The organism is Streptomyces sp. NPDC034670, from assembly GCF_055574875.1.
The window spans coordinates 22,301-33,516 of record NZ_JBVITR010000063.1; the positions used below are offsets into that span (position 1 = coordinate 22,301).

11 protein-coding genes are annotated in these 11,216 nt (G+C 76.1%); 7 read left to right on the forward strand and 4 right to left on the reverse strand.

What is annotated here, in order from left to right; translation table 11 throughout:
• Nucleotides 1-149 precede the first annotated feature (149 nt).
• Both ACZ56B_RS29230 and ACZ56B_RS29235 read right to left on the reverse strand, forming a co-directional pair.
• Nucleotides 150-500, reverse strand: a complete 351-nt coding sequence (locus tag ACZ56B_RS29230; protein ID WP_468796914.1) for a DUF8129 domain-containing protein — start codon at nt 498-500, stop codon at nt 150-152.
• Between the two features lie 91 nt (nt 501-591).
• Nucleotides 592-972, reverse strand: coding sequence for a DUF6479 family protein (locus ACZ56B_RS29235; RefSeq protein ID WP_468796916.1), 381 nt, complete (start codon nt 970-972; stop codon nt 592-594).
• Nucleotides 973-1,113: 141 nt separating this feature from the next.
• On the opposite strand from ACZ56B_RS29235, the gene ACZ56B_RS29240 reads away from it, so the two are divergent.
• A complete protein-coding gene (locus ACZ56B_RS29240; protein WP_468796919.1) occupies nt 1,114-1,485 on the forward strand; it encodes a four-helix bundle copper-binding protein in 372 nt (123 codons plus the stop codon).
• Between the two features lie 178 nt (nt 1,486-1,663).
• On the forward strand, nt 1,664-3,232 hold the full coding sequence (locus ACZ56B_RS29245) for a phytoene desaturase family protein (protein WP_468796922.1): 1,569 nt from the start codon (nt 1,664-1,666) through the stop codon (nt 3,230-3,232).
• 42 nt (nt 3,233-3,274) lie between these two features.
• On the opposite strand, the gene ACZ56B_RS29250 is transcribed toward ACZ56B_RS29245, so the two are convergent.
• Nucleotides 3,275-5,053 (reverse strand): serine hydrolase domain-containing protein, encoded by a 1,779-nt coding sequence (locus ACZ56B_RS29250; protein WP_468796925.1) that lies wholly within the window; start codon nt 5,051-5,053, stop codon nt 3,275-3,277.
• Nucleotides 5,054-5,216: 163 nt separating this feature from the next.
• Here ACZ56B_RS29250 and ACZ56B_RS29255 point away from each other — a divergent pair, with 163 nt between their 5' ends.
• On the forward strand, nt 5,217-6,713 hold the full coding sequence (locus ACZ56B_RS29255) for an acyl-CoA synthetase (protein WP_468796928.1): 1,497 nt from the start codon (nt 5,217-5,219) through the stop codon (nt 6,711-6,713).
• Between the two features lie 204 nt (nt 6,714-6,917).
• Here the strand turns inward: ACZ56B_RS29255 and paaK are convergent, their stop codons facing one another.
• Complete coding sequence (gene paaK, locus ACZ56B_RS29260; RefSeq protein WP_468796931.1) at nt 6,918-8,219, reverse strand: phenylacetate--CoA ligase PaaK; 1,302 nt, start codon at nt 8,217-8,219, stop codon at nt 6,918-6,920.
• A 287-nt stretch (nt 8,220-8,506) separates the two neighbouring features.
• Here paaK and ACZ56B_RS29265 point away from each other — a divergent pair, with 287 nt between their 5' ends.
• The 4 genes from ACZ56B_RS29265 (at nt 8,507) to ACZ56B_RS29280 (ending at nt 11,098) form a co-directional block, all read left to right on the forward strand.
• Complete coding sequence (locus ACZ56B_RS29265) at nt 8,507-8,749, forward strand: DUF397 domain-containing protein (protein ID WP_468796934.1); 243 nt, start codon at nt 8,507-8,509, stop codon at nt 8,747-8,749.
• Nucleotides 8,750-8,911: 162 nt separating this feature from the next.
• Complete coding sequence (locus tag ACZ56B_RS29270; protein WP_468796937.1) at nt 8,912-9,817, forward strand: universal stress protein; 906 nt, start codon at nt 8,912-8,914, stop codon at nt 9,815-9,817.
• A 93-nt stretch (nt 9,818-9,910) separates the two neighbouring features.
• Nucleotides 9,911-10,510, forward strand: a complete 600-nt coding sequence (locus ACZ56B_RS29275) for a CGNR zinc finger domain-containing protein (RefSeq protein ID WP_468796940.1) — start codon at nt 9,911-9,913, stop codon at nt 10,508-10,510.
• Nucleotides 10,511-10,600: 90 nt separating this feature from the next.
• A complete protein-coding gene (locus ACZ56B_RS29280; RefSeq protein ID WP_468796943.1) occupies nt 10,601-11,098 on the forward strand; it encodes a hypothetical protein in 498 nt (165 codons plus the stop codon).
• Nucleotides 11,099-11,216: the final 118 nt, after the last annotated feature.

Sequence of the window (11,216 nt, forward strand, 5' to 3'; positions counted from 1 at the left end):
CGCAGGCGGGGGGGACCGCCCCGAGAAAGGGAAGGACACAGAGGAGGGGGAGGGCGGCGGCCCCACAAGGAAGCGCGTGCCCACCCCCCCGCCGTCCGCGTGCGGACGATCGGGGCGCACGGTCCGCCCGGGGCTGCCCGGCCCGGCCCTCAGGTGCGGTCGCCCTTCGGCTTGCCGAACTGGTCCGGAGTGCCGTGCGGGGGCGGGCTGAACGGCTGCGGCGAGGTGGCGGGCGACACCGGGGAGCCCGTCCGGCTCGCGCCCTGCTCGGGGCGCAGCGCGCGCGGGTCGCCGGACGTCGGCTCGGCCCCCGCGCGCAGCTGTTCCAGCCGGGCCGTCAGCAGTTCGGCCACCGGGAGCCGGTCGGCGTGCGAGCGCTCGTAGGACAGGAGCTGCTCGACCTCGCCCTCGGACAACGAGCGGATCCGGCTCTCCAGACCGCCGAGGGGCAGGTGGTCGTAGTCGGGCAGCGGCAGGGCGCCGCGGGCGGGGTCTGTCATCGTTCTCCTTGCTCCTGGGCTTTCCTTGCTCCTGGGTTTTCCCGGGTCACGGCGTGACGGGCACGGTGGCGGCCGGGGCCGCGGGGGGCGGTCAGCGGCCGCCCGGGCCGCCGCTGCCGAACCCCCCGCTGCCGCCCTCGTCCCAGCGGGGCCGCTCCTGCGGTGCGCCGGTGCGGGTGCCGGAATTGCCGTGGCCGTTCAGCTCGTGCGGCGTCAGGCGCGTGTCGCTGCTGGGCACCTCGTCGGGTTCCCGGTGCTCCCGGACCTCGCGGACCGGGCCGCCCTCGGGCATCCGGGGCTGTTCCTCGGGGAGGGGCCTGCGGTCCCGGTTGCGCGCGACCCGGCGGCTGCCGAAGGCGAACGCGCCGATCAGCAGGGCCACGACCACCACGGCCGCCACCACGAGCCCGGTGCCCAGGGCGCCGCGGCTCGCGGCGAGATCGGCCGACTGCATCCATGAGGTGTTCGTCATGGCTCGCGGGTACCCCCGGGTCCGGCCGGCGAACCGGCCCGTCCGGCCCGCGCGGGCCCTTCGGCCGCGGGCCCGGGGAGTCGCGCGCGACCCCCGGGAACGCCGGGTTTGAGCGCGGGGGACCGCGGCTACCCGCGCAGTGTGACGACGACATCCCAGGAGGAGCTGTTCCGGTTCCTGGAGGACCGTTTCGCCTGTGCCCAGGCGTGCACCGAGTGCGCGCGGGCCTGCGCCACGCGGGCGAGTCTCGTGGACCCGGACGGCACCGAGAACCAGGAACTCGTACGGCGTAAGGGCATCATGTGCGCGGAGGTGTGCGACGCGACCTGCCGCGTGCTGTCCGAACAGAACCAGGTGGACGAGGAGACCCTCCGGGTCCAGGTCGAGTGGTGCCGGCAGGTGTGCCTGGAGAGCGCGCACGTGTTCGACGGGCACCCCGGGGCGGAACGCACGGCGGAGGCCTGCCGGGCCTGCGCCCGGGCCTGCACGGAGTTCCTCACCACCCTGAACTGAGCGCTCCGGGACGCACCGCGCCCCGGCCGGGCACCTCCGCCGGGCCGCGGCGCCGGGGCCCGGCGGACCGCACCGCCGGACGGCGGCCCCGCACCGGCGGCGGGCGGCCGGGAGGGCGTGAACGCCCCGGCCGGACCGCCCCCTGGCCGGTGCGGAACACCCCGTGCTACCAAGGACCATGACCGCGCCCGAGCCGTCCCGGACCTACGACGCCGTCGTCGTCGGCGCAGGCCACAACGGCCTCGTCGCCGCCGCCTACCTCGCCCGGGCCGGACGCTCGGTGCTGGTGCTGGAGCGGCTGGACCACACCGGCGGAGCCGCGGTGTCCACCCGTCCCTTCCCCGGCGTCGACGCCCGGCTGTCCCGCTACTCGTACCTGGTCAGCCTGCTGCCCCGGAAGATCGTCCGCGATCTCGGGCTCGACTTCCGGCTGCGCGCCCGGACGATCTCCTCGTACACCCCCGCCGAGCGCGACGGACGGCCCACCGGTCTGCTCGTCGGCGGCGGCGAGCGGCGCACCCGCGAGGCGTTCGCCCGGCTCACCGGCTCCGACCGCGAGTACCGGGCCTGGCAGCGCTTCCACGACATGACCGGCCGCGTCGCCCGGCGCGTCTTCCCGACCCTCACCGAACCGCTCCCCACCCGCGAGGAGCTGCGCCGCACCGTCGGCGACGAGGAGGCCTGGCACGCCCTGTTCGAGGAACCGATCGGCGTCGCCGTCGAGGAGCACTTCGCCGACGACCTGGTGCGCGGCCTCGTCCTCACCGACGCCCTCATCGGCACCTTCGCCGACGCCCACGATCCCTCGCTCAAGCAGAACCGCTGCTTCCTCTACCACGTCGTCGGCGGCGGCACCGGCGCCTGGGACGTACCGGTCGGCGGCATGGGCGCCCTCACCGACGCGCTGGCCGACGCCGCGCGCGCCGCCGGCGCGGTCGTGGCCACCGGCCACGAGGCGGTGCGGATCGACACGGACGGCCGCACCGCCGAGGTCGCCTACCGCACGGCCGGCGGCGAGGGCGTCGCCGCCGCGCGGCACGTCCTGGTGAACGCCTCCCCGCAGCACCTGGCGGCCCTCGTCGGCGATCCGCCCCCGCCGCCCGCCGAGGGCGCCCAGTTCAAGGTGAACATGCTGCTCGAACGGCTGCCCCGGCTGCGCGACACCTCCGTCGACCCGCGCGAGGCGTTCGCCGGGACCCTCCACGTCGCGGAGGGGTACGGGCAACTGGCCGCCGCGTACGCCCGGGCGGCCTCGGGCGAGCTGCCCGCCGAGCCGCCCTCGGAGATCTACTGCCACTCGCTCACCGACCCCACGGTCCTCGGCCCGGACCTGGCCGCGCGGGGCTTCCAGACGCTCACCCTGTTCGGCCTGCACACCCCGGCGCGGCTGTTCGCGCGGGACAACGACGCCGTGCGCGAGGAGCTGCTGGAGGCGACGCTGGCCCGGCTCGACGCCCACCTGGCCGAACCGCTCGCCGACTGCCTGGCGACCGACGCGCGGGGACGCCCCTGCCTGGAGGCCAGGACCCCGCTGGACCTGGAGCGCGACCTCGCACTGCCCGGCGGCAACATCTTCCACCGCGAACTGTCCTGGCCCCACGCCCAGGACGGCACCGGCCGCTGGGGCGTGGAGACCCGGCACGCAGGCGTCCTGCTGTGCGGCGCGGGAGCGGTGCGCGGCGGCGGGGTGAGCGGGGTGCCGGGCCACAACGCGGCCATGGCGGTGCTGGAGGCGGGGGAGGGGTGACGGGCGGGCGCCGTCCGGGGGCGCCCGCCCGGCGGCGCTCCCTCAGTCGGCCGACCGGGTCCACCCCACCGCCCGGACGCGCCCCGCGTCCGCCGGCCGGTCCTCGTCGAAGAGCACGCGGCCCGCCGCCTCGACCCGCACCGCGTCGACGTACGCGCCGCGTCCGACGTACAGCCGGTCCGTCGTGTACCGCCAGCGCAGCGTGAGGTCCGGTGCGGCGGGCAGGGCCGCGGTGAGCGCGTGCCAGACACGGCCCGACCAGCCGGTGGCCGTGCCCGACGGGTGCCGCTCCGGTTCCCCGCCCCGGCGCTCCGTGGTGAACGGCACCGCCCGCCAGGTCGTCCCGCCGTCCGCGCTCGCCTCCAGCACGAGGACGTCGGCGCGGGGTTCGGTGTCCCACCACAGCGCGCAGCGCAGCCGCGCGCCGCCGGGCGCCGTGTCCAGCGCGGGCAGCGTGAGCGTCGCCGTCGCCGCGCTCGCCATCCCGGAGAACCACGCCGTGCGCCCCCGCGCCGGCCGGACCGGGACCGCGCGGGCGAGCCGGTTCGCGGCGGCCACCCGGGGTGCGGAACCCGAGCGCCAGTTCCGCACCGGGTGGACCGAGTTGCCCAGCACGACGAGGAACGAGTCGGTCGTCGGGTCGAGCACCAGCGAGGTCCCGGTGAACCCGGTGTGCCCGGCCGTGCGCGGGGTGGCCATCGCGCCCATGTACCAGTGCTGGTGGAGCTCGAGGCCGAGCCCGTGCCCGTCCCCGGGGAAGGTGGTGTTGAAGTCGGTGAACATCAGCTCCACCGACTCGGGCCGCAGGATGCGCGTCCGGCCGTACGCGCCGCCGTTCAGCAGGGTCCGCCCGAGCACCGCCAGGTCCCAGGCGCAGGAGAACACGCCCGCGTGCCCCGCGACCCCGCCCAGGCCGTGGGCGTTCTCGTCGTGCACCTCGCCCCACACCAGCCCCCGGTCGAGCCCGGACCACGGCCGGCGGGCGTCCTCCGTGGCCGCGATGCGCGGCCGCCAGGAGGCGGGCGGGTTGTAGCGGGTGCGGCGCATGCCGAGCGGGCCGGTGATCTCCTCGCGCAGGAGCACGTCCAGGGGGCGCCCCGTGATCTCCTCCAGGACCAGCTGGAGCGAGATCAGGTTCAGGTCCGAGTACAGGTACGCGCCGCCGGGCGGGCCGACCGGCGCCTCGTCGAGGACCCGCCGGACCTTCTCCTCGTACGTGGGCGCCTCGTACAGCGGGAGCCAGGCGCGCAGACCGGAGGTGTGCGTGAGCAGCTGGCGCACCGTCACCTCCTGTTTGCCGGCGCGCCCGAAGTCCGGCAGGTACGAGGCGACCGGCGCCTCCAGCGCCAGGGCGCCCCGTTCGATCCGCTGCACGGCGAGGATCGAGGTGAACAGCTTCGACACCGAGGCCAGGTCGAAGACGGTGTCCCGGACCACCGGGACCTGCTGCTCCGCCGGGAACTCGACGCCGGTGTCGGTCTCCTCGTCGTACGCGCGGTAGCGCACCGCCATGCCGACGGGCTCGTGCAGCGCGACGGTGCCGCCGCGCCCGGCGAGCAGGACGGCGCCCGCGTACCAGGGATGCCGGGGGGAGGGGCCGAGGAAGGCCTCGGCGTCGGCGACGAGGTGCCGCAGGTGCTCCGGGAGCAGCCCGGCGCGCCGGGCCGGTCCGTGCCGCAGGGTCGGACGGCCGCCGCCCGGCGGGCGGGCCGCCGAGACCGGGCCGGCCGGGAGGGCGGCGAACGCGAGGGCGCCGCCCAGGGCCAGCGCCCGCCCGCCCAGCCGGCGGCGCGTGATTCCTCTCGCCCCTGCGTCCGTCATGCGGTTCCTCCCGTGTCGTCACCCTGCGCGGCTGGAAGAATCCTTCGGGGGTCGCCCTGCGGGGTGGAACTCTCCTGTCGGGCGCGGCGTGTGTCAACGGGGCGTGCGGGTGCGCGGACCGGTGTCTTGACCTTCCCGGCCGGCGGACCGAGGATCGTCCGTCATGACGCCCGGACACGGCAGTACGGTCGACGGAGTCCTGCGCCGCAGCGCCCGGCGCACCCCGGCACGGGTCGCCGTCGAGTACGGCGACCGCACCTGGACCTACGAGGAACTCGACACCGCCGTCTCCCGCGCGGCGGGCGTCCTCCTCGCCGAAGGACTCGCCCCCGGCGACCGGGTCGGCGCCTACGGCCACAACTCCGACGCCTACCTGATCGGTTTCCTCGCCTGCGCCCGCGCGGGCCTGGTGCACGTGCCGGTGAACCAGAACCTCACCGGCGACGATCTCGCCTACCTCGTCGGCCAGTCCGGCAGCGCCCTGGTGCTCACCGACCCCGGCCTCGCCGCCCGGCTGCCGGACGGCGTACGGACGCTGCCGCTGCGCGACGCCCGCGACTCGCTGCTCGCGCGGCTGGCCGGGACGCCCCCGTACGACGGCCCCGAGCCGCGCTCCGAGGACCTGGTGCAGCTGCTGTACACCTCCGGCACCACCGCGCTGCCCAAGGGCGCGATGATGACCCACCGGGCCCTGGTGCACGCGTACCTGAGCGCGATCACCGCGCTCGACCTCGCCGCGGGCGACCGCCCCGTGCACGCGCTCCCGCTGTACCACTCGGCGCAGATGCACGTCTTCCTGCTGCCCTACCTCGCCGTCGGCGCGACCAACGTCGTGCTCGACGCCCCCGACGGCGACCTCCTCCTCGACCTGGTCGAACAGGGCCGCGCGGACAGCCTGTTCGCGCCGCCCACCGTGTGGATCGGGCTGTCGAACCGCCCCGACTTCGCGACCCGGGACCTGAGCGGGCTGCGCAAGGCGTACTACGGGGCGTCGGTCATGCCGGTCCCGGTGCTGGAGCGGCTGACGGAGCGGCTGCCCTCGCTGGCCTTCTACAACTGCTTCGGACAGAGCGAGATCGGCCCGCTGGCGACGGTCCTCGGCCCCGACGAGCACCGGGGGCGCATGGACTCCTGCGGGCGCCCCGTGCTGTTCGTGGACGCGCGCGTCGTCGACGAGGACGGCGAGGACGTGCCCGACGGAACCCCGGGCGAGATCGTGTACCGCTCGCCGCAGCTGTGCGAGGGCTACTGGGACAAGCCGGAGGAGACCGCCGAGGCCTTCCGCGACGGCTGGTTCCGCTCCGGGGACCTCGCGGTGCGGGACGCCGACGGCTACCTCACGGTCGTCGACCGGGTGAAGGACGTCATCAACTCCGGTGGCGTGCTGGTCGCCTCGCGCCAGGTCGAGGACGCGCTCTACACCCACCCGGCCGTGGCCGAGGCCGCCGTGATCGGCCTGCCGGACGAACGCTGGGTCGAGGCCGTCACGGCGGTCGTCGTCCCGCGCGGCGAGGTCACCGAGGCGGAACTGCTCGCCCACGCGCGCGAGCGGCTCTCCGGCTTCAAGGTGCCCAAGAGGGTGCTGTTCACCGACGAACTGCCGCGCAACGCCAGCGGGAAGATCCTCAAGAGGGAGCTGCGCGACCGCCTCGGGGCGTGAGGGCTCCCGCGGCCGGCCCCGCGCCCCGGCGCCCGCGGTGCTCCGGGTGAAGCGGTGTGCCCGTCGTGCCGCACGAGGCAGGGGCGCTCGCGGGCGCGACGGCCGGCGGCGCACCGCCCGGTGGCGGCCGCGGCCGAACGCGTCGCGGCGGCGCAGCCGGACGGGCGGACCGGCCGGGGGAGGGGAGCGCCCGCCCGCCGCCCGCTACCCCCGCCGCTCCCGCAGGTCCACGATCCGCCGGATCTTGCCCACCGAGCGCTCCAGCGTCTCCGGATCGACGATCTCCACCTCGGCCGACACCCCGATGCCGTCCTTCACGGCCGTCGCGATGGACCGCGCGGCCGCCTCCCGCACCGCGGCGTCCGCGTCGGGCCGGGCCTCCGCGCGGACGGTGAGGCGGTCCAGCCGCCCCTCCCGGGTGAGCCGGAGCTGGAAGTGCGGCGCGACGCCCGGCGTGCGCAGCACGATCTCCTCGACCTGCGTGGGGAAGAGGTTCACCCCGCGCAGGATCACCATGTCGTCGCTGCGGCCGGTGACCTTCTCCATCCGCCGGAACACCCGCGCGGTCCCCGGCAGCAGACGGGTCAGGTCCCGCGTCCGGTACCGGACGATCGGCATCGCCTCCTTGGTCAGCGAGGTGAACACGAGCTCGCCCCGCTCGCCCTCCGGGAGCACCTCGCCGGTGACCGGGTCGACGACCTCCGGGAAGAAGTGGTCCTCCCAGATGTGCAGGCCGTCCTTGGTCTCCACGCACTCCTGCGCGACACCCGGCCCGATCACCTCCGACAGCCCGTAGATGTCGACCGCGTCGATCGCGAACCGCTCCTCGATCTCCTGCCGCATCCGCTCCGTCCACGGCTCCGCGCCGAAGATCCCCACGCGCAGGGAGGTTCCGCGCGGATCGACGCCCTGCCGCTCGAACTCGTCGAGCAGCGTCAGCATGTAGGACGGGGTGACCATGATGACCCTGGGCTCCAGGTCCTGGATCAACCGCACCTGGCGGGACGTCATCCCGCCGGACGCGGGCACCACCGTGCAGCCGAGCCGCTCGGCTCCGTAGTGGGCGCCCAGACCGCCGGTGAACAGGCCGTAGCCGTAGGCCACGTGGACCGTGTCCCCGGGCCGGCCGCCCGCGGCGCGGATCGAACGGGCCACCAGGTCCGCCCACAGGGACAGGTCGCCCTCGGTGTAGCCGACGACCGTGGGGCGCCCGGTGGTGCCGCTGGAGGCGTGGATGCGGCGGACGCGGTCGCGCGGCACGGCGAACATGCCGCAGGGGTAGTGCTCCCGCAGGTCCGCCTTGGTGGTGAACGGGAAACGCGCCAGGTCGGCCAGCGAGCGGCAGTCGTCCGGGTGGACGCCCGCCCCGTCGAACGACGCGCGGTAGAACGGCACGTTGTCGTACGCGTGCCGCAGCGAGGCCCGCAGCCGCTCGAGCTGGAGCGCCCGCAGCCCCTCCGCGTCGAGCCGCTCCGCCGGGTCCAGCAGGTCCGCCGCCTCGGTCATCAGCACCTTCCCCTCGCCCGGTCCATCCGCGCACGATCCGGTCGACCGATCGTTCGGTCGATCCCCGGGGATCAGTAATCCAGGTCGCCGGGCCCGGTGCAAGACCCTGGCCCGCGCATTTTCCGCGCCCGCGGCGGACGTCCTGCCGGGGGGACCGGTCGGGCGGCCCCGGGGACCGCGGATCCCGGGGGGCGCCGCGGCGGAAAGGCACTTCCCGCACGGCCTGTCGGGGGCGGGAACCGATCGCTAGGCTGGCCGCGGACGACGGAACCGGGAGGAGCACGGACGTGGCCGAGAGCACCACCCAGCAGCGCCCCCTCATGGGCTGGGACAAGCCGGACCTGGACCTCAGCAACGCGCAGTGGCGGTCCAGCAGCCGCGGACTGGGCGATGTCCAGATCGCCTTCGTGGAGGGCTTCATCGCCATGCGCAACAGCGACCGCCCGGAGAGCCCCTCCCTGATCTTCACCCCCGCCGAGTGGGGCGCGTTCGTGTCGGGGGCCCGGGAGGGGGATTTCGACCTGACGTGAGCCGGACCCGCGGCGGCCCCGCCCGGTGCCCCTCCGCCGTCACCGCCGCGGGACGTGTTTCCCGGGTTTTTCCGGACACGCGATCACAAGCGCCTCCCCCGGCCCCCGCCTGAGTCAGGCTGGTCCGGGAAGGCGGAGGTCGTACACCGGAGGCGAGGAAACATGAGCACCCAGCCGGTCGTCGCGGCGGTCGACGGTTCGGACGACAGCCTGCGCGCCCTGGAGTGGGCCCTCGACGCCGCCCGGCGGCGCGGGGCCCCGCTGCGGGTCGTGCACGTACGCCAGTACGCCCCCTGGGCGCCTCCCGAGGTCCTGGCCGCCGGCCCGCCCGACCCGGACGAGGACCCGGTCCTGGAGCAGGCCCGCACCCACCTGGAGGGCCACACCGACCCCCCGGCCGCCGAGTACGTCGCCCTGGTGGGGGCACCCGGCGCCGCCCTGCCCGAACTGGGGGCCGAGTCCCGGCTGCTGGTGCTCGGCTCCCGGGGCCGCGGCGGCTTCGCCAGCCTGCTGCTCGGCTCGAACTCCCTGGCCGCGGCCCGCGACGCCGAATGCCCCGTCGTCGTGGTGCCCCGGCCCGGACGCGGGGACGGCGGCGAACCGCCGGCCGGGCCGGACCGGCCCGTGGTGGCCGGCCTGAACGCCGACAGCCCCGACGAGGCCACGCTCGCCTTCGCCTTCGCCGAGGCCGCCCTGCACGGCGCCGGGCTCCGGATCGTCGTCGCCTACCCGTGGCCCCCGCAGACCTGGCTGCTCCCCGGGGAGATGCCCCTGCTGGAGATCGACCAGGGCGCCGTCGAGCACGAGACGCGCGTCCTCGCCGAAGGCTTCCTCGCCCCGCACCGCGAACGGCACCCGGAGGTCACCGTCGAGACGCGGGTACGGCCCGGTGACGCCGCCGGCCACCTGGTCGCGGCCTCCTCGGACGCGGCGCTGGTCGTCGTCGGGCGGCACCGCCGCCGCCTGCTGGCGCCGGCCCGCATGATGGGCTCCGTCACCCAGGCCGTCCTGCTGCACGCCCGGAGCCCGGTCGCGGTGATCCCGCCGGCCCCGCCGAAGGAGGAGTAGACCCGCGCCGGACCCGCCCGCGCGGGTCCTCCGGCCGGGCGCCGGAGGACCGGCGACCGCTCCCACGGCTCCCGGCGCGCCTATCATCGGCCCATGCGGGATTCCACCGGCAGGGACGCCGGACTCACCCTGGACCTCGCCCTGACCGTCCGGCACGACGGCAACGGCGGCGTCGCCGACGACCTGGCCGACCCCGCGGGCCTCACCGCCTGGGTGCGCGCCCACCCGGACGTCCTGCCCGGCGCGGACCGCTTCGCCGCCGGCGCCGAGGACCTCGCCGCCGTCCGCGAGCTGCGCGCCGCCGTCCGCGCCCTCTTCGCCCGCGCCGTGCGCCCTGACGAGCCGAGCCCCGCGGATGCGGCCCGGCCGCTGCCCGTGCCCGAGGCCCTGCGGCGCCTGAACGACGCGGCCGCCCGCACCCCCACCGTGCCGGTCCTGCGGTGGGCCGAGGGGACCGGGCCCGTCGCGCACCGGCGCCCCGTCCGGGGCGGGGACGACCTGGCCGCCGTCCTGGCGCAGGCCGCGATCGGCTTCCTCGCGAGTCCCGACCGCGAGCGGCTGCGCGCCTGCCACGCGCCGCGCTGCGTGCGGTACTTCCTGAAGGAGCACCCGCGCCAGGAGTGGTGCAGGCCGTCCTGCGGCAACCGGGCCCGGGTGGCCCGCCACCACGAGCGGCACCGGCGGACCGCGTAGCGGCGGGCGCCGCCCGGCCGGTCGCCGACCCGGCCGGCCGACCCACCGGCCGTCCGTCCGTACGCGGGTCCGGCCACGTACCATGGCGGCATGTCGTTCCTCCGCCGCCGCAGTGCCACTCCCGCCGGGCCCGACTTCGACGTACTGGCCATGGACCCGGGCGACTGGCCCGGCAACCTGGGTGCCGGGCTGCTGCCCGCCCCCGACGGCAGTTGCCAGGGCGTCTTCCTGCGCTACGACCTGTTCGGCGGCCGCGGCCCCGCGATGATCATCGGGAACCTGCCGGAGGGCTCCCCGGCCCGGGACGTCCCCGAGGGCGAGGTCCCCTTCGAGGTCGGGCAGCTGCTGCTGGCGCTGGAGAACGACGAGGAGGTCACCGTCGTCGGCACCGAGGACGTGCCGGTGATGCAGGGCGACAACCTGCTGATCGTGCGCCGGGTCAAGCTCTCCGAGAGCCGGATCTCCTGCGTGCAGTTCGACCGCAGCGACAACGTCCTGGTCACCATCGCCGCCTGGGACCGTCCGATCACCGACGACCTGTACGCCCTCCTCAAGCCGCTGCCCGCGGAACTGTTCCAGCAGGGCTGATCCCGACCGCACGGCCGGGGGGGGGGGGGGGGGCGGGAGGGGGGGGGGGCGGGGGGGGGGGGGGGGGGGGGGGGGGGAGGCTGCGTGCGTAGGGCTACCGAAAACAACACGAGGGTGG